23 protein-coding genes and 1 tRNA gene are annotated in these 19,112 nt (G+C 61.0%); 17 read left to right on the forward strand and 7 right to left on the reverse strand.

The window, feature by feature from the left end:
* The first annotated feature begins 5 nt into the window (after positions 1-5).
* From SINAR_RS0112080 to SINAR_RS0112090, 3 genes are all read left to right on the forward strand, one after another.
* The gene (locus tag SINAR_RS0112080) at positions 6-206 is read left to right on the forward strand and encodes a Pam3-gp28 family putative phage holin (protein WP_150823913.1); all 201 of its coding nucleotides are present in this window, start codon (positions 6-8) and stop codon (positions 204-206) included.
* Complete coding sequence (locus tag SINAR_RS0112085) at positions 203-478, forward strand: hypothetical protein (protein ID WP_027999338.1); 276 nt, start codon at positions 203-205, stop codon at positions 476-478. The genes SINAR_RS0112080 and SINAR_RS0112085 overlap by 4 nt, the downstream gene beginning before the upstream one ends.
* Before the next feature lie 193 nt (positions 479-671).
* The gene (locus tag SINAR_RS0112090; RefSeq protein WP_033057671.1) at positions 672-1,034 is read left to right on the forward strand and encodes a hypothetical protein; all 363 of its coding nucleotides are present in this window, start codon (positions 672-674) and stop codon (positions 1,032-1,034) included.
* Between the two features lie 25 nt (positions 1,035-1,059).
* On the opposite strand, the gene SINAR_RS0112095 is transcribed toward SINAR_RS0112090, so the two are convergent.
* On the reverse strand, positions 1,060-1,857 hold the full coding sequence (locus SINAR_RS0112095; RefSeq protein WP_027999340.1) for an RES family NAD+ phosphorylase: 798 nt from the start codon (positions 1,855-1,857) through the stop codon (positions 1,060-1,062).
* A 203-nt stretch (positions 1,858-2,060) separates the two neighbouring features.
* Here SINAR_RS0112095 and SINAR_RS0112100 point away from each other — a divergent pair, with 203 nt between their 5' ends.
* Complete coding sequence (locus SINAR_RS0112100) at positions 2,061-2,915, forward strand: DUF6551 family protein (protein ID WP_027999341.1); 855 nt, start codon at positions 2,061-2,063, stop codon at positions 2,913-2,915.
* 45 nt (positions 2,916-2,960) lie between these two features.
* Here the strand turns inward: SINAR_RS0112100 and SINAR_RS0112105 are convergent, their stop codons facing one another.
* A complete protein-coding gene (locus SINAR_RS0112105) occupies positions 2,961-3,218 on the reverse strand; it encodes a hypothetical protein (RefSeq protein WP_027999342.1) in 258 nt (85 codons plus the stop codon).
* Positions 3,219-3,311: 93 nt separating this feature from the next.
* Between SINAR_RS0112105 and SINAR_RS1000000136640 the strand changes: the two genes are divergently transcribed.
* Positions 3,312-3,512 (forward strand): YlcI/YnfO family protein, encoded by a 201-nt coding sequence (locus SINAR_RS1000000136640; RefSeq protein ID WP_150823914.1) that lies wholly within the window; start codon positions 3,312-3,314, stop codon positions 3,510-3,512.
* Positions 3,513-3,516: 4 nt separating this feature from the next.
* Here SINAR_RS1000000136640 and SINAR_RS0112115 read toward each other — a convergent pair whose 3' ends face one another.
* The gene (locus SINAR_RS0112115) at positions 3,517-3,759 is read right to left on the reverse strand and encodes a helix-turn-helix transcriptional regulator (protein WP_027999343.1); all 243 of its coding nucleotides are present in this window, start codon (positions 3,757-3,759) and stop codon (positions 3,517-3,519) included.
* A gap of 126 nt (positions 3,760-3,885) precedes the next feature.
* On the opposite strand from SINAR_RS0112115, the gene SINAR_RS0112120 reads away from it, so the two are divergent.
* From SINAR_RS0112120 to SINAR_RS0112130, 3 genes are read left to right on the forward strand one after another with little or no spacing between them, the layout of a single operon-like run.
* Entirely contained in the window at positions 3,886-4,080 is a 195-nt protein-coding gene (locus tag SINAR_RS0112120) for a hypothetical protein (protein WP_027999344.1), read from the forward strand.
* The gene (locus tag SINAR_RS0112125; RefSeq protein WP_027999345.1) at positions 4,077-4,442 is read left to right on the forward strand and encodes a S24/S26 family peptidase; all 366 of its coding nucleotides are present in this window, start codon (positions 4,077-4,079) and stop codon (positions 4,440-4,442) included. Before SINAR_RS0112120 ends, SINAR_RS0112125 begins: the two co-directional genes overlap by 4 nt.
* Positions 4,439-4,897 carry a hypothetical protein gene (locus SINAR_RS0112130; protein ID WP_027999346.1) on the forward strand — a complete coding sequence of 153 codons (459 nt, stop codon included), beginning with the start codon at positions 4,439-4,441 and terminating at the stop codon, positions 4,895-4,897. Before SINAR_RS0112125 ends, SINAR_RS0112130 begins: the two co-directional genes overlap by 4 nt.
* A gap of 134 nt (positions 4,898-5,031) precedes the next feature.
* On the opposite strand, the gene SINAR_RS0112135 is transcribed toward SINAR_RS0112130, so the two are convergent.
* Positions 5,032-5,107: transfer RNA gene (locus tag SINAR_RS0112135), tRNA-Thr, on the reverse strand.
* Positions 5,108-5,182: 75 nt separating this feature from the next.
* Positions 5,183-6,193 carry an NAD(P)H-dependent flavin oxidoreductase gene (locus SINAR_RS0112140; protein WP_027999347.1) on the reverse strand — a complete coding sequence of 337 codons (1,011 nt, stop codon included), beginning with the start codon at positions 6,191-6,193 and terminating at the stop codon, positions 5,183-5,185.
* A 389-nt stretch (positions 6,194-6,582) separates the two neighbouring features.
* Here SINAR_RS0112140 and SINAR_RS0112145 point away from each other — a divergent pair, with 389 nt between their 5' ends.
* Positions 6,583-7,737: a hypothetical protein gene (locus tag SINAR_RS0112145; protein WP_027999348.1), complete on the forward strand. Its 1,155-nt coding sequence runs from the start codon at positions 6,583-6,585 to the stop codon at positions 7,735-7,737.
* A gap of 30 nt (positions 7,738-7,767) precedes the next feature.
* On the opposite strand, the gene ppk2 is transcribed toward SINAR_RS0112145, so the two are convergent.
* Entirely contained in the window at positions 7,768-8,670 is a 903-nt protein-coding gene (gene ppk2 / locus SINAR_RS0112150; protein WP_027999349.1) for a polyphosphate kinase 2, read from the reverse strand.
* 211 nt (positions 8,671-8,881) lie between these two features.
* Between ppk2 and phoR the strand changes: the two genes are divergently transcribed.
* The 7 genes from phoR to phoB all read left to right on the forward strand — a co-directional run bounded on the left by phoR (position 8,882) and on the right by phoB (position 16,690).
* The gene (phoR, locus tag SINAR_RS0112155) at positions 8,882-10,144 is read left to right on the forward strand and encodes a phosphate regulon sensor histidine kinase PhoR (protein WP_027999350.1); all 1,263 of its coding nucleotides are present in this window, start codon (positions 8,882-8,884) and stop codon (positions 10,142-10,144) included.
* Between the two features lie 194 nt (positions 10,145-10,338).
* On the forward strand, positions 10,339-11,373 hold the full coding sequence (locus tag SINAR_RS0112160) for a substrate-binding domain-containing protein (RefSeq protein ID WP_027999351.1): 1,035 nt from the start codon (positions 10,339-10,341) through the stop codon (positions 11,371-11,373).
* Between the two features lie 90 nt (positions 11,374-11,463).
* The gene (pstC, locus tag SINAR_RS0112165) at positions 11,464-12,948 is read left to right on the forward strand and encodes a phosphate ABC transporter permease subunit PstC (RefSeq protein WP_027999352.1); all 1,485 of its coding nucleotides are present in this window, start codon (positions 11,464-11,466) and stop codon (positions 12,946-12,948) included.
* Positions 12,945-14,267: a phosphate ABC transporter permease PstA gene (gene pstA, locus SINAR_RS0112170; RefSeq protein WP_027999353.1), complete on the forward strand. Its 1,323-nt coding sequence runs from the start codon at positions 12,945-12,947 to the stop codon at positions 14,265-14,267. The genes pstC and pstA overlap by 4 nt, the downstream gene beginning before the upstream one ends.
* 13 nt (positions 14,268-14,280) lie before the next feature.
* A complete protein-coding gene (pstB, locus tag SINAR_RS0112175) occupies positions 14,281-15,096 on the forward strand; it encodes a phosphate ABC transporter ATP-binding protein PstB (protein ID WP_027999354.1) in 816 nt (271 codons plus the stop codon).
* An 85-nt stretch (positions 15,097-15,181) separates the two neighbouring features.
* A complete protein-coding gene (phoU, locus tag SINAR_RS0112180; protein ID WP_027999355.1) occupies positions 15,182-15,895 on the forward strand; it encodes a phosphate signaling complex protein PhoU in 714 nt (237 codons plus the stop codon).
* A 111-nt stretch (positions 15,896-16,006) separates the two neighbouring features.
* Positions 16,007-16,690, forward strand: a complete 684-nt coding sequence (gene phoB / locus SINAR_RS0112185) for a phosphate regulon transcriptional regulator PhoB (RefSeq protein ID WP_003530178.1) — start codon at positions 16,007-16,009, stop codon at positions 16,688-16,690.
* Between the two features lie 217 nt (positions 16,691-16,907).
* On the opposite strand, the gene SINAR_RS0112190 is transcribed toward phoB, so the two are convergent.
* Complete coding sequence (locus SINAR_RS0112190) at positions 16,908-17,429, reverse strand: GcrA family cell cycle regulator (protein WP_027999356.1); 522 nt, start codon at positions 17,427-17,429, stop codon at positions 16,908-16,910.
* A gap of 411 nt (positions 17,430-17,840) precedes the next feature.
* On the opposite strand from SINAR_RS0112190, the gene SINAR_RS0112195 reads away from it, so the two are divergent.
* Positions 17,841-19,040: an aspartate aminotransferase family protein gene (locus tag SINAR_RS0112195; RefSeq protein ID WP_027999357.1), complete on the forward strand. Its 1,200-nt coding sequence runs from the start codon at positions 17,841-17,843 to the stop codon at positions 19,038-19,040.
* Positions 19,041-19,112: the final 72 nt, after the last annotated feature.

Genomic DNA, 19,112 nt, shown 5'->3' on the forward strand with positions numbered 1-19,112 from the left:
TGATCATGGTCGTATGGATAAGAATCGCTCTCTACCTCGTCGCCGGCTGGCTTTACGGCTCAGGTCTTATCGGCGAGGAGGTCAAGGATCTAGTGACGACCGACCCTGATCTGGTCGCGAGCATCGAGGCGCTGATCTCGGGAATCTTCGCGGCCATCCCCGTCATCTGGTGGCGCTTGGCGAAGCGGCTGGGGTGGTCGACATGATCGGCCTCTTTTACATCTTCTGGGGAGCCCGCCAGTACGCGATAGGCGCCATCGGCGGCTTCCTACTATTCTCGGCCATCAACGCTCTCCTGTGGCTGCCAGAGGCCAGAGAAGAAGGACGCGAGCTAGAGCGCGCCGCTTCTCTCAAACGCTCCATGGAATTGATCGAACAAAGGAGCCGCACCAATGCGGAAATCAATGCTCTTGATGACGCTGGCCTGTGTGCCGCTCTTGGCGGTCGCTGGGTGCCAGACAAGAAGCTCTGCGAGTGAAGGAGCCGGGTTCTCGGTCCTGACTCCGTCGCCGGCAACGCGACAATTCATCATCGCAAATGATCAGCCATTCGCGCGGCAAGTGGCTGCTCACAATCGCACCTGCCAATCTCTGGCCGGCTGCAGTGAATAACCATTCGGCAGCATTGCATTCTACGAGGGCAGGGGATTGGACAGCGGAGAGAAAACCACCGTGAAAGCACCCGCATGGAAATGGGAACTAAACCTCAACACCCTGGTGATCCTGTTCGGCTTCGGCGGCGGCCTCATCGCGTGGGGCGCGACATGGGAGCGTGTCAACGCCAACCAGGAAGCGCACGCCCAATCCATCGATCGCCTCGACAAGCGCCTTACCGCGGCAGAGGTATCTCTCCGGCTGCTCGACAAGCACGAGCTCCGGATCTCCGCGGTGGAGAAGCAGGCTGCCGAGGCGGCTACTTCAATGAAGGCCGTTGAGAGTACGCTCAATAGCCTTTCCGTCGACACGCGCGTCATGCGCGAGATATTGCAGCGCATCGAGGCAAGCCAACGCGATGGCGCTCAGTTGCGGCCGTGATCAGAATTCAAGCGATGTTGCTGCTTTACTTGGAGAACCAATCGTTTCCGAATTGGCGGACCCGCACCTCGATCGACTGAACTTCGTAGGGCGCACACGAGACAACATCTGCGCTGTTAGTGTCGAATAATGCCATGTTATGGCCCTCGCCGAAATTGCTGTTATATGCAATACCGTCATAACCGGCATTCTTGAAAAGCTCAGTGATGATCTGCGTTGGCGCGTAATCCGCAGAACCGACGTCGTCGCGCGAAACCGGCGTTGAAAATGCATTGTCAATGTCAGCCCAAACAGCTTCGTTCGTTCGTTCCAGGTCCGGCTCCGAAGCCCCCAAGACGTCAGAAAAAAGGACGGTAGTAAGAGCTGATTTGCGCACATCCTGGATGAAGGTAATAACTGTGAGAGGACGAACAGTCTTGAATCTCGCGACCGACATCTCAGCGCCAATCCATGGCCGCGTCTCAGCGACAGCAGTTTCAATCTTGGTGGCGAGATACAGGACAGGAATTCCAGCGGGGTTGGCTCTTCCCTCAGACGCGCGATTGGGCAACGGTTTCATTCTTTCCCGCCCATGCCCGAGCGGCTCCTCTCCGCCGTGCTCGTTCTGAACATATTCGACACCTCTTTGGGCCCGAAAAAGGATCGCACCTTCAGGGATAACAAACTCACGTGAACTGGCCGTCGCCAACACGGTGTCTAAAAACGCTTGTATCTCTGAAGTCCAAACGAACCGCCGCGCTCCTCGTATGCGCGATGCAAAGAGCTGATAGCTCCGCCACGACGCGAAAGCAGGCCCGTTTGGGTTATCAAGAGCATCTGTCATTCGCGCGGTCTTCCTCCAATTTGCTCGCACCATTCGCGTCATGCCACGAGGCGCAGGATACGCCAAGATACCGCCGCTGCACCAAAATAGGTCGCATGCCTGTGGAGCTTATCTATCCGAAAACGTTAAAACCGGCGGTTTGGTGGACCGATCGGAGTTGCCGCGCATACAACCTCGCTCGTCAGAACGAGGAGAAGGCCACCATGCAAGATAATATCCGACCAATCGCACCGGTTAGCGTTGCCGGCCTCATACCGCAGGCGCCAGCTACCGGCATGCCGATTTGCGAGGTCGTTGCTCCAACTGCCTTGTATGTTGATCCGGCCTACCAGAGGAGCGTAGGCGATCGAGGGATGCGTCAGATCCGGCGCATCATCGAAGGTTTCGACTGGGCTAAATTCAAGCCGCCGATTTGCGCTTACTCGGAATGTGACGGCAAGACGATTCTGAAAGTGCTCGATGGGCAGCATACTGCGATTGCGGCCGCCTCCAATCCGCACATACGTTTGATTCCCGTCATGATCGTTGAAGCGGACGACACGATTGCGCAGGCGAAAGCGTTCATAGGACAGAATACTGATCGCCTCGGAATTACCACCCTGCAGCTTCACCAAGCCGCTCTGGCAGCAGCTGATGAAGACGCGCAGACGCTTGAACTGGTGTGTTCACGGGCCGGCATAAAGGTTCTCAAAACGACGAACGCTTACACCGGCACGGGATCGCGCCAGACTATTGCCGTCAAGCAGATCGAGGCCTTAATCAGCCGGCAAGGGGCGCGGATCGCCCGCGAGATTCTTGAGGTTCTGGCCAATGCCGAGCGTGGACCGCTGACAGCCCCACAGATCAAAGCTGTCGAGCTCCTCATGACTGATCCTGAGTATGCCGAAAAGTTTAATCCGGAGGACCTGACCGAGGCCATTGTCGATCTACTCCACACCGCGGAAGACGAAGCGAAACTCCTCGGGGTAACGCACAAAATCACCTTCTGGAAGGCGCTCGCCATAACTTGGTTCAGGAAGTGCAAGAAGCGGCGCCAGGCACCCGCCAAGGCAGCGTGAGCAGTCCGATGTGGATGGAGGTGCGGAGACACCTCCGTCCATTCGTTATCGTCGATCCAAGGCTTTCAGCTCGCGGCAAAGCTCCCATGCGGTCTCTTTCTTCATACGCAGGCGGGCAACGATGTCCGCTTTTCGGAGGCCTTCTCCGTCCTGCGTGACGGCTGCGAAGGAAACTCGGATAATCCCCTCCTCTTCGGCTAGTTCGGTAAAGAGGTCCACGTGCAGAGGGGGCTCCCCCTTGTCGAAAAGAATGACCACGTCTTCAGGACGGCTACCAATTCGGATCTTCCCGACGTTCGGCATTTCCCAGGCCTCCATCTGGCAAGGTTGAAAGCATAAGAGATATCGCTTATATGTTCAATAAGCGATATCGTTTATGCGCAGGAGGAGGTCGGTTTGACTCACTTTCCGATATCGAATAATCCTCGCCGCATGGGGCGGCCTCCGTTAAAAGTGAAGCCTATTCTTGTTCGGCTGCCGGAAGGCATGCCCGAGCGGATTGACGCGCTGGTTGGCAAGAACAAGCGCGCGGAGTTCATCCGCCAGGCCGTGGAAGCCGAGTTAAAACGCCGCGAAAAATCCGAGGCATCGGAATAAGGCATCAATCTCTCGCTCTCACTAGGCGCACCCCTGGCTGCCCGTGATTGAGAAATTCAATCCCCTCCTGTTCTAGGACCCGCTGAACGTTCTGCACGTTCTGCGCACGCCCGGCTATCTGACCGGCGCCGGCCGCCTCCATATTGCGGATCGTGTTCACGTTCACTCCCGCTTTCTCGGCCACGTCCTTTTGCTCAAGCCCGGCTAAAGCCCTCGCTGCCTTGAGTTGATTCCCCGTTGTAAGCATCGAAACTTCCTCTTTGAAACCTGATAAATAGGTATCAAAACTAGATAGCTGTTGACAAGGCCTGAATTCGGGTTAAGGTTACTAAACATAGTTACCTAGTGCTTAAAACTAAATGAGGGCTACCGAATGCAGAGCAAACTCATCGAAGCTTACGACAGGCTGAGCGAGGCAGAGGACTTCTGCCAAGCTATCTTCCTGGCCGCAGTCGGCTTGGAAGACGCCGAAGACACCGCCGTGTTTCAGCGCTTGGCTGATGTGGCCAAGGAGAAGATCCGCAATGCGATGTCGATCATTTCTGAGGTGCGGGAGGGCAAGGAATGAATGCCCTTGTTCCTGCACCGATCCCTGCCGAGAACATCCTATCCGATAACTTCCGCGTCCACCTCATCAACGGCGACAGCATGGAACCGACGCTCAAAGCCCGCCGGGACTATGTCCTGCTGGCGCCGGTCTCAACCTATGTGGGCGAAGGCATTTATGCGATCAGCCAAGGCGTATGGATGGATTTCTACCGCGTCACGCCGGTCCTGGACGGCAAAGGCAGCCTGCTCCTATTCAGGGACAACAAACACTACCAGGAGGTCATCTTAAGCCGCGAGCAGTTCGAGGAGGGTGTCGTCGGATTTGTGGTCGCCGAGATTAAAGTGAAGGACGAACGGTTTCTGAGGGAGGCGTGCCAATGACGCAGATTACCAGACGGACAATCCTCGGCGCCATGGCCACGGCCGCAGCCCCATTGCCGGCCGTTGCCGCTCCGGCGCCTGTCCAGAGCCCGGAGGAACGTCTGCAAGCGGCGGTTTCCGCGGTGGCCGATATCCTGCGGGAAATAAACCCCGCCCACGTTGGCGTAGAGATCCAGCAGTATTCCCATTACGTGTTCGTGGGGGTCAAGACGCCTCCCAAACCGGTGGAATGGAGCGGCCCTGGCTTTTACGAGGTTGAATGGAAGCGGCAAAACGGGAAGCTCTGCAGGCCCATCTTCTGGCTCGATCGTGCCGAGTACAAGACTGTTCCCGGCTATTACTACCGCGCCGAAACTCGTTGGAAGGGACGGCTGGAAACCACCGTGAAACTGAAGCCGGAGGCGATCAGGATTATCTGCAAGAAGGATGAGGCCTACGCGGTTATGCACTCATGAATATTCGAAACGTGCTGAGAAAAGCGCCCGCTGCTTCGGTGGCGGGTTTTTTGTTTCTGTTACCCCACACGTTACCCCAACCGCGCGACAAACGCCCGCGGAAGGGGTGGGAGACGCTAAGTCTTTGAAAAGAATGGTGCCGCTTACGTGACTCGAACACGTGACCCCATCATTACGAATGATGTGCTCTACCGACTGAGCTAAAGCGGCCCTGGGGCGGTTCCGCGAAAGCCGCGGAACGAATGTGAGGCGCTGATAAACGCAAAGCGGCAAGATTTCAAGCCATCACTTTCGAGAACTTGAAAAATCCTTGGCTCGCCCGGAATCGGCGTCGGAAGCGAAGCCGATGCGGGCGCGCGCGGCGTCGTATTCCTGTTTCAGCCGGTCGACGAGCCGGGCGACGGTCTGGACTTCGCGCACGGCGCCTATCCCCTGGCCGCAGCCCCAGATGTCCTTCCATGCCTTGGCGCCTTCCGCCGCCGTGCCGAAGTCCATCTTTGAGGGGTCGGCTTCCGGCAGATTGGCGGGGTCCATTCCGGCGGCAAGGATCGAGGCTTTCAGGTAATTGCCGTGAATGCCGGTGAAATAATTAGAATAGACGATATCGGCGGCGTTGCTGTCGACGATCATCTGCTTGTAGGCGTCGCTTGCGCGGGCCTCTTCCGTTGCGATGAAGGGAGAGCCGATATAGGCCATGTCGGCCCCCATCGCCTGTGCAGCGAGGATGGCGCCGCCGGTAGCGATCGCGCCTGACAGCAGGAGCGGTCCGTCGAACCAGGCTCGGATTTCCTGGACGAGGGCGAAGGGCGAGAGGGTTCCCGCATGGCCGCCGGCGCCTGCCGCGACCGCGATCAGTCCGTCAGCGCCTTTGCGGATCGCGGAATTCGCATGGCGGTTGTTGATGACGTCGTGGAGCACGAGACCGCCGTAGGAATGGATTGCGGCGTTCACCTCCGGTACCGCGCCGAGCGAGGAGATGACGATCGGCACCTTGTACTTGACGCAAAGCATCAGGTCCTGTTCGAGCCTGGCGTTCGATTTGTGCACGATCTGGTTCACGGCGAAGGGCGCGGCCGGGCGCTCGGGGTGCCTGGCATCGTGGTCGGCCAGGGTTTCGGTGATCTCCGCCAGCCATTCGTCGAGCTGCGATTGCGGGCGGGCATTCAGTGCGGGAAAGGCGCCGACGATGCCAGCCTTGCATTGTGCGATCGTCAGTCGGGGGTGCGAGACGATGAACAGCGGCGCCCCTACGACCGGTAGCCTCGTTTTCCCTGACAGGATTGGCGGCAACGACATCGAAAAAATCTCCCAACTTTGACGTTTTCGTAAACGTCAAAACAGATAGCAGCAATGGACGCGCTTGCCTACCGATGTTTCCTGAAGCCGTAACCGGTTCAGGTAAAACATACAGAAACTCGCAGTCTACGGCGGCCCATGCGCCTCCGGTGAGACGCGCGATGCTGCTGGACGGTCTATGCTCCGGCAATTCGGCCACGCTCGTCCACGTTTTCCCTGGGGAACACCAGCCGAAGTCGCGGCTGCACTTGCAGATTCGGAATGCAGCGGTTACCCAATCCCTAATAAAACCAACGGCGTGTGACAGGAAGAGGCGGACCCGTCGCGAGAAAAGGCACATCCGGTCGCCCATGACGGCAGCCGGAAGACTTCGCGCAGAAGGATTTGACGTGAGCGGACTTGAGACAGCGATCAGGAATGCGCTGGAAAGATCGGATCGAAGCAATGCCGAGATCCGGGCGCGCATCTACCAGTCGGCGCGTCAGGCGCTGGAAAACGGCCTGCAGAAGCAGCAGATCGAAGATCCGGAGGTCATCTCCGTGCAGCGTCACCGGCTAGAAGCGGTCATCCGCACGATCGAAATGGAGGAGCGCGCCGCCTTGAAGGAGCGCGGTCATACGCCGGTGGTGAGCCTTGGCGAGGTGAAGGCGAGGGGGGCAGGGCGCGCTGGCGAATCCCCTGCACCCGCCGCGCCACGGCGCGAGCCGGAGCTGAAGCCGGAGGGAAGCCCGCATGCACAGTTGGACGGCGGACTCGGCGCTCTGCGTCCCGAACGCGACGGCCCACCGGCTGCCAACCGGGCGGCGGCGGGCGACGGGAGAATCGAGGCCGCGGGCAAATCTCCCCCGCCTGCACCCGATCTGGGTGTTGCCGACCGGCGTCCGCGCAGGCGCAGGCGCAGCCGCTTCTTCTCCTATGCGATGATCGTCGCGACGCTTGCGGCGGCGGCCGGGGTTGCGGTCTGGTGGGTTCAGACGAACGACCTGCTGAGGCCACCGACGGATACCGGCGTCGCCAATCCGCCCGCGACGGTGGATGCCGAGGATTTCGACGGCGCGGCCGGCTTGCAGACCCTCGGTGCTCAGGAAGGTTTCTCCGGTGACTGGGTGGAGGTCTTTGCCCCCGGTGAGGTCGCGGCAGTCACGCCGGGGCCGCAGGCCCGTGCGGAACCCTTCGACGGTGACGCCGGCGAGCGCATGCGGCTGATTTCGGCAGCGGCCGGGAAGGATGGCGACGTGGCGATCGAAATTCCCGCGGATGTCCTGGCTCGGCTTTCGGGCAGGTCGTCGACACTCGCCCTCACGGTTCAGGCGGCCCCGGGCAAGGCGACCGAATTCTCGGTCGAATGCGATTTCTCGACGCTCGGCGACTGCGGCCGTCACCGTTTCACCGTGCACGACGAGCGCGTCGACATGCTGCTCAAGCTCAATTTCGAGCGCGGCTCGGCACCGACCGGCCCTGGAGAACTGGTGATCAACAGCGATGTCAGCGGCGGCGGCAACAGCCTCGATCTCTTTGCGATCCGGGTGCAGCCGGGCGGCTGATCGTCGAGCCGGGGCGCCGCCCGTCGGAGATTATCTGAGAAAACCGGGGCCGGAGCCGAGGATCTTTTCGTCGACCTCGCCGATCGCCGCCTCGTCCTTGCCGTCATAGTTGAGCTTCGTCAGCATGTGGCGGATCACGTTGATCCGCGCGCGGCGCTTGTCGTTGCCGCGGATGACCGTCCACGGCCCGTGCTCGGTGTGTGTCTCCTTCAGCATACGGTCTCGTTTCCCGGTGTAGTCGTCCCACTTGTTCAGCGCCGCGATGTCCATCGGCGAAAGCTTCCAGGTCTTCAACGGATCGTGGCGCCGGTCGTGGAAGCGCTTCAGTTGCATCTCCCTGCCGATGTTGATCCAGAATTTGAAGAATTGGATACCCTCATCCGCGATCATCTCCTCGAAGCGGGGCGCCTCCTTGAGGAATTGCTCGTACTCCTCAGGAGTGCAGAAGCCCATGACCGGTTCGACGCCGGCGCGGTTGTACCAGGAGCGGTCGAAAAGTACGAACTCGCCGGCGGTCGGGAAGGTTGCGACATAGCGCTGGAAATACCACTGGCCCCGTTCGGTCTCCGTGGGCTTCGTCAGGGCGACGACGCGCGCGGAGCGGGGGTTCATATAGGCCATCGTCGCGTGGATCGCGCCACCCTTGCCGGCAGCGTCGCGCCCCTCGAAGACCGCCATTACGCGCTTGCCGGTCGCCTGCATCCAGAACTGGACCTTGACCAGCTCGATCTGCAGCGTTCTCAGCGTCTCTTCGTATTCCTCCCGATCGAGCTTTTTCTTGTAGGGATAATCGTCCGAGCGGAAGGCCTCCTCGTCGATCCATTTCGGCAATTCCGGATCGTCGATGTCGAAGACGCGGCTTTTCCCGTCAATCTCCAATTCGACCGCCCGGCTCCCCGGCCCTGCTGTGGCCGGCGCGTCGTCGAGTGCCATCTGCTGCCTCCCGCTCGCTCGATTTCTCCGGAGGAGGCCATAATTGCATTGCGGATTCAAGCATGTCGTGAAAATCATGTCATGAAGCAACGCTATCTCTGCGCCCTTATAGCCGGAATCGGGAGGAGGCTTTGGGGCGGATTTCATCACCTGTCGGACGTCCAGCCCGCTGGCACGATCAGCACAAGCCATCAGGTGCAGGAGGAGCGAATTGAGGAACGAGAGTATCGTATTGGATGGTGCGAAGGTGTTTTGGCGCAACCTGCCGTCAAGGCTGAAGGCGGAGCGCCGGCTTCTGGCCCTGTCGGCGGCGCTTGCCTTCCTCGCCGTGCTCGCCGGCATCCATCCGTTGGCCGTCCTGCCGTTCTGGATCGTGCTCGCCGCGGCCATCCTCAGCCGGAGCGCGCCGCCTGCCCATGCAGCGCCGGCGAGCGCCGGTGCCGCCGTGGAGCCGAAGGCCGACCCGCTTGCTCCCTTGCTCAACGCGCTCGACATGCCGGTGCTCGTCGTTGGGGCCGATGAAACCGTCGTCTTTCAGAACGCCGCCGCCGAGAAGGCGTTCGGGACCATTCCCCGGGACAGCTATCTTTCCGCCCGCGTCCGCTCGCCCGGCATTCTCGACATGGTGCGCGAGACGATCGCGACGGGCAAGGTCAATCAGATCGAGCACGCCGAACGGCTGCCTTCGGAGGCGGTCTACGTGGTTCGTGTCGCGCCCGTGGACATCGGCTCAGAAGCTTCCGGCCGACGCATCTTCCTGCTGACGTATCGCGATATCTCGCAGGCGCGCCGCATCGACCGGATGCGCTCCGACTTCGTCGCCAATGCCAGCCATGAGCTGCGCACGCCGCTCGCATCGCTGCGCGGCTTCATCGAGACGTTGCAGGGACCCGCCCGCGAAGACCGGAAAGCACAGGAGAAATTCTTCGCCATCATGCACGAGCAGGTCACGCGCATGAGCCGGCTCGTGGACGACCTTCTGTCGCTGTCGCGGCTCGAATTGAAGTCGCACATTGCGCCGGACGATGCCGTCGATCTTGGGCCGCTGCTCGGACACGTGCGCGACAGCCTGGCGCCGCTTGCGGGCGAGCTTGGCGTGACGATCGCGCTGGAGGTCCCCGAGATGCCGGTCTTCGTCCAGGGGGATCGGGACGAACTGGTGGAGGTCTTCGAAAACCTTATCGAGAACGCCTGCAAATACGGCCAGGAAGGCAAGCAGGTGGATGTCCGGCTGACGGGCGGGAATGGTCATCAGGCGGAAGTGACGGTCACCGACCACGGGCCGGGAATACCGGCCGAGCATGTCCCGCGCATTACCGAGCGTTTCTACCGGGTCAATGTCGAGGCGAGCCGGTCGAAGAAAGGCACCGGGCTCGGCCTTGCCATCGTCAAGCATATACTCACGCGTCACCGCGCCCGTCTGGTCATCCATTCGGAGGTGGGAAAGGGCACGGTCTTTACGGTCCGCTTCTGACACATGACGCTGCCAAAGAATCTCGAAATGAGAAAAATGATAAGCATTTTCAGCTGCTTAGTCTGTCATAAATGTTTCACTGAATTGACATAAAAGCTGTAGCCATCGGCGGCTAACTAGGGGCGGCCGATGATACGGCGAAGAGAGCGCTGAATCCTGGCGCGACAACACAAGCCCATTCCGGGAGAACATTTATGAAAGCTCTTAAATTCACTGTAGCGGCGCTGGTTGCTTCCGCCGCCTTCGCGGGCGTTGCAGCGGCTCGCGACCAGATCCAGGTCGCCGGCTCCTCGACCGTTCTTCCCTATGCCAAGATCGTTGCCGAGAACTTCGGCGAGGCGTTCCCCGACTTCAAGACGCCGGTGGTCGAGTCCGGCGGTTCCTCGGCCGGCCTGAAGGAGTTCTGCAAGGGCGTCGGTGAAGACACGATCGACATCGCCAACTCTTCCCGCAAGATCAAGGACAGCGAAGTCGAGGCCTGCAAGGCCGCCGGCGTGACCGAGATCCAGGAAGTGAAGATCGGCTACGACGGCATCGTCTTCGCCACCGACGCCGGCAACGCCGACCTCACTCTGAAGCCGGAGCACCTCTACAAGGCGCTCGCCGCCGAGGTCGTCGTCGACGGCAAGCTGGTTGCCAACCCCTACAAGAAGTGGTCGGAAGTCGACGCTTCGCTGCCCGACGCCGAAATCGCCGCCTATATTCCGGGCGAGAAGCACGGCACCCGCGAAGTCTTCGAAGAGAAGATCCTTGCTGCAGGCTGCAAGGACAGCGGCGCTCAGGACGTCATCAAGACCGCGGTCAGCGATGAAAAGCAGCAGCACAGCAAGTGCATCGCCGTGCGCAAGGACGGCATGGCCGTCGACATCGACGGCGACTACACCGAGACGCTGGCGCGTATCGCTTCGAACAAGAACGGCATCGGCGTCTTCGGTCTTTCGTTCTTCGAAAACAACGCCGACAAGCTGAAGGTTGCAACCGTCAACGGCGTCGTTCCCTCGACCGAGACGATCGCTTCGGGTGAGTATCCGGTTTCCCGTCCGCTGTTCTTCTACGTCAAGAAGGCTCATATCGGCGTTATTCCGGGCCTCAAGGAATATGTCGAATTCTTCGTCGACGATCAGATGATCGGCCCCGACAGCCCGCTCGCCGAATACGGCCTCGTTGCCGCTCCGGACGCCGAGCGCGAAGAAATCCGCGAGTCCTTCGAGGCAGGCAACCTGCTCTGATCATGACAGGCTCCGGTGCCTCGCGGCGCCGGAGCCGCATCTTCCGAATTTGCCGGCGGCTTGTGGCAAGCCTGTCGCGGAGACGTGCTGATGAGTACTTCGCTCCTTCTCCTGATCATTTTTCTGATCGGTTTCATTGCGTTTCTTGCCGGTCGCGCCCGCTCGTTCGCCCGATCCGGAGGCAAGCTCGCCAGCCTGCATTCCCTGCCCGGATATCACGGCAGCTACGTCGCCATCTGGGCGACGCTGCCGGCCCTTCTGCTGCTCGCCGTCTGGCTCGTCGCCGCTCCGGTCTATATCGATTATGCCGTTCGTTCGTCTCTTCCGGAGTCGGTCCGGGATCAGGGGGCTGCCACCGCCCAGCTCGCGCTCGGTCAGGTCAAGTCCGTGGCCGTCGGCTTCGAGCGCCTGAGTGCGAACGAGATAGCTGCAATCGAAAACGGCTCGGCCAACATGCGGGCGGCCCTGGCTTCGAAGGGCGTGGCGCTTGCCGGCGAGGGCGAGCCCTACATGGTCCAGTCCGCCCAGCAGTTCAATTCGATGCGGCAATACAGCCGCTGGCTGATGGGCGCCGTGGTGCTGATCGCTTCCGTTGCCGGCGGGCTGCATGCGATCCGCAACATCGACGTCCGTTTCCGTGCCCGCAACCGGGTAGAGCGCGTCATGCTCGGCTCGCTCGTCGTCGCCTCTTCCATAGCCATTCTGACGACAGTCGGCATCGTCGCCTCGATGCTTTCGGAGGCGGGTCGCTTCTTCACCATGGTATCGCCGGTCGAGTTCTTCTTCGGCACGGTCTGGGACCCGCGCTTCGCGGCCGCCGGAAGCGGAGGCGCTTCCGGTCAGTTCGGCCTGCTGCCGCTGCTTGCAGGTACGTTGTATATCGCCTTCGTGGCGATGCTCTTCGCCGTGCCGATCGGACTTTTCGCCGCCATCTACATGGCCGAATATGCAAGCCCGCGGCTGCGGTCTCTTGCGAAACCTCTCCTCGAAGTGCTCGCCGGCATCCCGACCATCGTCTACGGCTTCTTCGCGCTGGTCACCGTGGGCCCGTTCCTGCGCGACATCTCCGCGCAACTGAACGGCCTCGTCACCGGAAACTACCAGAACTTCATTCAGGCCCAGAGCGTCATCACCGCCGGCATCGTCATGGGCATCATGCTCATTCCGTTCGTCTCGTCATTGTCCGACGACATCATCACCCAGGTGCCCCGGGCGCTGCGTGACGGTTCGCTCGGCCTCGGGGCGACGCGTTCGGAGACGGTGAAGAAGGTGATCCTGCCTGCCGCGCTTCCCGGCATCGTCGGTGCGCTGCTTCTGACGGCGTCGCGCGCGGTGGGCGAGACGATGATTGTCGTGCTCGCTGCCGGTGTTGCCGCGCGCATGCAATTGAACCCCCTTGAGCCGATGACCACCGTGACGGTCAAGATCGTGAATCAGCTGACGGGCGATCTCGAGTTCACCTCGCCGCAGACGCTGGTCGCCTTCGCACTCGGCATCACGCTCTTTGTTATCACGCTCGGCCTCAACGTTTACGCGCTCTACATCGTGCGCAAATATCGGGAACAATACGAATGACCGAATTTGCCTCCCCGACGGCAAGGGTCTCCACCCGCCCCGCCGCAAGCCGCCGCGATATCGGCATCAAGCGCCGCTATGCCGCGGAGCGCCGTTTCCGTGCCTTCGGAATCGGTGCCATCGCCATCGGTCTTTTCTTTCTTGCGGTTCTCCTCTGGAGCGTCGTTTCGAAGGGCTACACCGCCTTCCAGCAGACGACGATCACGCTGCCGATCGAGTTCTCCGAGAAGGTGATCGATCCGAAAAACGAACGGGCGACCGATCCGAAGCAGCTCTACACCGCCAATTATCCGCTGCTCGTGCGCGAAGCTCTGGTAAAGCAGCTCGGCATCGATCCGACGAAGCGGCCGCTGGTGAAACAGGCGAGCGATATGGTCTCCGCCAGCGCCCGGACGCAACTGCGTGACATCGTCGTCGCCGATCAGTCGGTCATCGGCAGGACGATCCCCGTCACGCTGCTTGCCGATGCGAACATCGACTCCGCCTTCAAGGGCCAGATCGACCTTTCGGTCGACGAATCCAAACGCAAGGTGAAGGACGAGCAGGTCGCGTGGATGAATCAGCTTGCCGAGGCCGGCGTGCTCAAGAAGAGCTTCAACACCGGTATCTTCACCTTCGGCGCATCGAGCCGACCTGAAGCGTCGGGTGTCGGCGTCGCCCTTCTCGGTTCGTTCTATATGATGCTGATCGTCCTCGTGCTGTCGTTGCCGATCGGCGTTGCCGCCTCCATCTATCTTGAGGAATTCGCACCGAAAAACCGGCTCACGGATCTGATCGAGGTGAACATCAACAACCTGGCGGCCGTACCGTCCATCGTCTACGGTCTCCTCGGGCTTGCCGTTTTCGTCAATTTTGCGGGCATGCCGCGCTCGGCGGCGCTCGTCGGCGGGTTCGTGCTGACGCTGATGACCCTTCCGACGATCATCATTGCTACGCGGGCGGCCTTGAAGGCGGTGCCTCCGTCGATCCGCTCCGCCGCGCTCGGCCTTGGCGCATCGAAGATGCAGACCATCTTCCATCACGTGCTGCCGCTTGCCATGCCCGGCATCCTGACCGGCACGATCATCGGCCTCGCCCATGCGCTGGGCGAGACGGCGCCGCTGCTTCTGATCGGCATGGTCGCCTTCGTGGTCGACTTTCCGGGGTCGCCCCTCGAGCCGTCCACGGCGCTGCCGGTACAAATCTACATGTGGGCCAACGAGGCCGAGCGTGCCTTCGTTGAGCGTACCTCGGGAGCGATCATCATTCTCTTGATCTTTCTCATCGTCATGAATCTCGGGGCAATTCTCTTGCGGCGTCGCTTTGAGCGCCGCTGGTAGTGGGGTAAGGACTATGAACATCATGTCGGAAGCTGCAGTCGAAGAGGCTCTTGACCAGAAAATGAACACGGTGCCTTACAAGATGATCGGCAAGGATGTGTCGGTCTACTACGGCGAGAAGCGCGCGCTTTTCGACGTGAACCTCAACATCCGCGAGAATACGGTCACGGCGTTGATCGGTCCCTCCGGTTGCGGCAAATCGACGTTCCTGCGCACTTTGAACCGGATGAACGACACGATCGAGAACTGCCGCGTGACCGGCAGGATCACGCTGGACGAAGACGACATCTACGATCCGTCGATCGACGTGGTGGAACTGCGTGCCCGCGTCGGCATGGTGTTCCAGAAACCCAATCCGTTTCCGAAATCGATCTACGACAACGTCTCCTACGGTCCGCGCATCCATGGTCTGGCACGCACCAAGGCCGAACTGGACGAGGTCGTGGAAACCAGCCTGCAGAAGGCCGGACTCTGGAACGAAGTGAAGGATCGGCTGCAGGAGCCGGGCACCGGCCTTTCCGGCGGCCAGCAGCAGCGCCTCTGCATCGCCCGCGCCGTCGCGGTCAGCCCTGAGGTCATCCTGATGGACGAACCCTGCTCGGCACTCGACCCCATTGCGACCGCGAAGGTCGAGGAACTCATCCACGAATTGCGGGCAAATTTCACGATCGTGATCGTCACCCACTCGATGCAGCAGGCGGCGCGTGTTTCGCAGCGCACGGCCATGTTCCATCTCGGCAATCTCGTCGAGGAGAACGATACCGACAAAATGTTCACCAACCCGGACGATCAGCGCACCCAGGACTACATCATGGGCCGCTTCGGCTGATGGCGGAGGGGCGCGCTTTTCCGCCCCTCCCGGTTTAAGATCGACCGAGCCCGTTCAGAACAGCGCGTGTCCCGAGGAAACGAATATGTCTCACGCACACATCATGTCCGCCTTCGACGAAGAGTTGAAATATCTGACGCGACGCATCTCCGAGATGGGGGGGCTTGCCGAGCAGATGGTTGCGGACTCCGTCCGCGCTCTCGTCAATTCCGATCTTGCCCTGGCCCAGAAGGTGATCTCCGATGACGCGATTCTGGACGACGCGGAGCGCCAGATTGGCGAGAAGGCGATCGTCACCATTGCCAAACGCCAGCCTATGGCGTCGGATCTCCGCGAGATCATGGGTTCGATCCGTATCGCGGCCGACCTGGAGCGCGTGGGCGACCTCGGCAAGAACACGGCAAAGCGCGTGATCGCCGTTGCGGGGTCCGGCATCCCGCGCAAGCTCGCGCGCGGCCTCGAACACCTGGCCGAGCTCGCGCTCGTTCAGTTGAAGGAGGTCCTGGACGTTTACGCCTCGCGCTCACCTGAAAAGGCGAACAGCATTCGCGAGCGCGATGAAGAGATCGACGCGATCTACACTTCGCTGTTCCGGGAATTGCTGACCTATATGATGGAAGACCCGCGCAACATCACGCCGTGCACGCATCTTCTCTTCTGCGCCAAGAACATCGAGCGTATCGGCGATCACGCGACCAACATCGCGGAAACGATCTACTACATGGCGACAGGCGCCCAACCGCAGGGCGAACGGCCGAAGGACGACATGACGTCGACATTGGGTTCCGTGACGGACTGAAATCGCACGGCATCCGGTGCCTACGCAGAATTTTGTTCCGGCCGCCCTGGCGCGGCCTATACCAGGCGCGGCGGCATGACGGTCGTCGTGCGTAGGAAGGAGTCCTACTGAATGTTGCCGAAGATTGCCGTAGTCGAAGACGAGGAAGCCCTGAGCGTTCTCCTGCGCTACAATCTCGAGGCGGAAGGCTTCGAGGTGGATACGATCCTTCGCGGCGACGAGGCGGAAATCCGCCTGCAGGAGCGCCTGCCCGATCTTCTCATTCTCGATTGGATGCTGCCCGGAGTTTCCGGCATCGAGCTCTGCCGCAGGTTGCGCCAGCGGCCGGAAACGGAACGGTTGCCGATCATCATGCTGACGGCGCGCGGCGAGGAAAGCGAACGGGTGCGGGGCCTTGCCACCGGCGCCGACGATTACGTGGTCAAGCCCTTCTCGACGCCGGAACTGATGGCGAGGGTCAAGGCGATGCTCCGGCGAGCGAAGCCGGAGGTCCTGTCGACGCTCCTGCGCTGCGGCGACATCGAGCTCGACCGGGAGACGCACCGGGTCCATCGCCGCAGCCGTGAAGTGCGCCTGGGCCCTACGGAGTTCCGGCTTCTGGAATTCCTCATGTCCTCACCGGGACGCGTCTTTTCCCGTTCGCAACTTCTGGACGGCGTCTGGGGACATGACATCTATGTCGACGAACGGACCGTGGACGTCCATGTCGGACGTCTGCGCAAGGCGCTGAACTTCTCCAACATGCCGGACGTCATCCGGACGGTGCGCGGCGCGGGCTATTCGCTGGAAAGCTGAGGACTGTGCGTCCAATGTCGCCCGTGCCGGCTTGCGACATGGCAAGAAAAAGGGGCCCTTCCGGCCCCATTTTGTTCGTTGTCGAGTGCGCCTGGGAGCGGTCCACTGCTTCATTGAAGCGGCGAAACGCTCTGATGCATTGAACTAAACTGCGCACTTCGCACGGAAACCGTTACGTTCATGATTTCAGGTCGACCAGACCTAAAATCATCGTGATCTAGCGCATGCGCCGGCGCTCGGCGGAGGGTTGGTAGGCGAGCCGGGCGTGATAGGTGCAATAGGGAGAGGCTTCCGGAGATTCGTTGCCGCAGAAGTGGAACTCTTCCTTGAGCGGATCGCCGATCGGCCACTTGCAGGTGCGTTCGGTAAGCTCGGTGAGTTCCAGCCGCCGCGACATCGGCACGACGATGTTGCTGTCGAGTTCCATTTCCTGGTCGATCGCCAGGTCGACTGCGATCTCTTCCTTGAGCGCTGTCGCGCCGGCAGTCCGGGTCACGGTGCGCGTTACCGAACGCGCGGCGTAGTTCGGTGCGCGTGGCGCGGAGGTCGCCCGTTTGGGGCGGGCAGCAGCGGTCGCATTTCCGCCGGCCTTGGCGCGACCGGGCAGGCTCAGGCGGTGAACCTTGCCGATGACCGCGTTGCGACTGACGCCGCCCAACTGCGCCGCGATCTGGCTGGCGCTCAGGCCCTCCGACCACAGCTTCTTCAGTTTCTCGACCCGCTCGTCAGTCCAGTTCATCTCTGCACTCCCCGTTCTCGGCGTTGGGATGGCGGAATCCGTCACCGCTCCCCGGGAAAAGCCCGAAGATTCAACGCGATAATACTTTTGGTGACTAGGTCCGCCGCATGCGTCTAGTAATTGAATATTAACCTACCGGCAGGGTGACTCCGTGGCAAGAGTCGCCGGAATCGCGCCGAATCGATTTCGTGGTTTTCCCCAACTTGCTGTCGGAGCGTTGCATTTTTGCAAGTCCCAAGGCGCGATTTTTTCACGGTTCGGAATCGGTATCTGCAAGCGCCTGCAAACCTTGGTTTTGTTGACATTGCGGTGCGAAATGGGAATAGTGCCTCTCGCCGCCGCGAGGCGGCATTTTTGATTTTTACCGGGCCGAAGAACCCGAGCTGCTGCCGGAATGAAGGAGAGTTCGACATGACCGCAACCACGCCGCTTTACGACACCTATCTGCGCGCGCCGTTGCGTTTCGAGCGAGGTGAAGGCGTTTGGCTGATCGCCGACGATGGCACCCGCTATCTCGACTTCGCAGCCGGTGTCGCCGTGAACTCACTCGGCCACGCTCATCCGCATCTCGTCGAAGCCCTGAAGGCGCAGGCCGACAAGGTCTGGCATTTGTCCAATCTCTACGAGATTCCGGGGCAGGAAAGCCTTGCGCGGCGGCTGACCCAGGTCACCTTCGCCGACCGTGTGTTCTTCACCAATTCGGGTGCGGAGGCGCTCGAATGCGCGATCAAGACCGCACGGCGCTATCATTTCGCCAAGGGGCACGTGGAGAAATTCCACATCATTACCTTCGAAGGCGCTTTCCATGGTCGCACGCTCGCGACGATCGCCGCCGGCGGGCAACAGAAATACATCGAAGGCTTCGGACCGAAGGCGCCGGGCTTCTATCAGGTTCCCTTCGGCGACATCGCGGCAGTCAAGAACGCGATCAATGACGAAACCGCAGCGATCCTCGTGGAGCCGATCCAGGGCGAGGGCGGTATTCGGCTGGCATCGAAGGAGTTCATGCAGGGACTGCGCGAACTCTGCGACGAGTTCGGCCTGCTTCTGATCCTCGACGAGGTCCAGTCCGGGGTCGGGCGCACCGGCAAGCTCTTCGCCCATGAATGGGCAGGTATCACGCCGGATATCATGGCGGTCGCCAAGGGCATCGGCGGCGGTTTTCCGCTCGGCGCCTGCCTTGCGACTGAAGCGGCGGCCGCCGGCATGGTGGCGGGCACGCACGGTTCGACCTATGGCGGCAACCCGCTGGCCGTGGCGGTCGGAAACGCCGTGCTCGACGTGGTTCTTGCCGAAGGCTTTCTCGATCAGGTGCGCGAGGTGGCTCTCGTCTTCCGTCAGGGGCTTGCTTCGCTGAAGGACCGTTTTCCGGATGTGATCGAGGAAATCCGCGGCGACGGGCTGATGCTCGGCATCAAGGCGAAGGTGCCCTCGGCGGACCTGTTGAAGGCAGTTCGCGCCGAGAAACTGCTCGCCGTTCCGGCCGGCGAAAACGTGTTGCGCCTGTTGCCGCCGCTGATCACCACCGCCGCCGAGGCGCGCGAAGGTCTGGCGCGGCTCGAGCGCGCCGCGGAAGCGGTGCGCGGGAAGAGCGGCAACGCCGCGGCTTGAGCGCCCGAACGCTTCGGTTCGAACCGACCCGAGCGGGATCGACAAACGGATTCTACGACAGGACAAAAGGCA

It is taken from the genome of Sinorhizobium arboris LMG 14919, assembly GCF_000427465.1.
GTDB lineage: Bacteria > Pseudomonadota > Alphaproteobacteria > Rhizobiales > Rhizobiaceae > Sinorhizobium > Sinorhizobium arboris.

Coding starts and splice junctions, on each gene's coding strand:
- SINAR_RS0112080 (WP_150823913.1), top strand. CDS start 6: ATGGTCGTATGGATAAGAATCGCTCTCTACCTCGTCGCCGGCTGGCTT.
- SINAR_RS0112085 (WP_027999338.1), top strand. CDS start 203: ATGATCGGCCTCTTTTACATCTTCTGGGGAGCCCGCCAGTACGCGATA.
- SINAR_RS0112095 (WP_027999340.1), bottom strand. CDS start 1,857: ATGACAGATGCTCTTGATAACCCAAACGGGCCTGCTTTCGCGTCGTGG.
- SINAR_RS0112100 (WP_027999341.1), top strand. CDS start 2,061: ATGCAAGATAATATCCGACCAATCGCACCGGTTAGCGTTGCCGGCCTC.
- SINAR_RS0112105 (WP_027999342.1), bottom strand. CDS start 3,218: ATGCCGAACGTCGGGAAGATCCGAATTGGTAGCCGTCCTGAAGACGTG.
- SINAR_RS0112115 (WP_027999343.1), bottom strand. CDS start 3,759: ATGCTTACAACGGGGAATCAACTCAAGGCAGCGAGGGCTTTAGCCGGG.
- SINAR_RS0112120 (WP_027999344.1), top strand. CDS start 3,886: ATGCAGAGCAAACTCATCGAAGCTTACGACAGGCTGAGCGAGGCAGAG.
- SINAR_RS0112125 (WP_027999345.1), top strand. CDS start 4,077: ATGAATGCCCTTGTTCCTGCACCGATCCCTGCCGAGAACATCCTATCC.
- SINAR_RS0112130 (WP_027999346.1), top strand. CDS start 4,439: ATGACGCAGATTACCAGACGGACAATCCTCGGCGCCATGGCCACGGCC.
- SINAR_RS0112140 (WP_027999347.1), bottom strand. CDS start 6,193: ATGTCGTTGCCGCCAATCCTGTCAGGGAAAACGAGGCTACCGGTCGTA.
- ppk2 (WP_027999349.1), bottom strand. CDS start 8,670: ATGGCACTCGACGACGCGCCGGCCACAGCAGGGCCGGGGAGCCGGGCG.
- SINAR_RS0112160 (WP_027999351.1), top strand. CDS start 10,339: ATGAAAGCTCTTAAATTCACTGTAGCGGCGCTGGTTGCTTCCGCCGCC.
- pstC (WP_027999352.1), top strand. CDS start 11,464: ATGAGTACTTCGCTCCTTCTCCTGATCATTTTTCTGATCGGTTTCATT.
- pstA (WP_027999353.1), top strand. CDS start 12,945: ATGACCGAATTTGCCTCCCCGACGGCAAGGGTCTCCACCCGCCCCGCC.
- pstB (WP_027999354.1), top strand. CDS start 14,281: ATGAACATCATGTCGGAAGCTGCAGTCGAAGAGGCTCTTGACCAGAAA.
- phoU (WP_027999355.1), top strand. CDS start 15,182: ATGTCTCACGCACACATCATGTCCGCCTTCGACGAAGAGTTGAAATAT.
- phoB (WP_003530178.1), top strand. CDS start 16,007: ATGTTGCCGAAGATTGCCGTAGTCGAAGACGAGGAAGCCCTGAGCGTT.
- SINAR_RS0112190 (WP_027999356.1), bottom strand. CDS start 17,429: ATGAACTGGACTGACGAGCGGGTCGAGAAACTGAAGAAGCTGTGGTCG.
- SINAR_RS0112195 (WP_027999357.1), top strand. CDS start 17,841: ATGACCGCAACCACGCCGCTTTACGACACCTATCTGCGCGCGCCGTTG.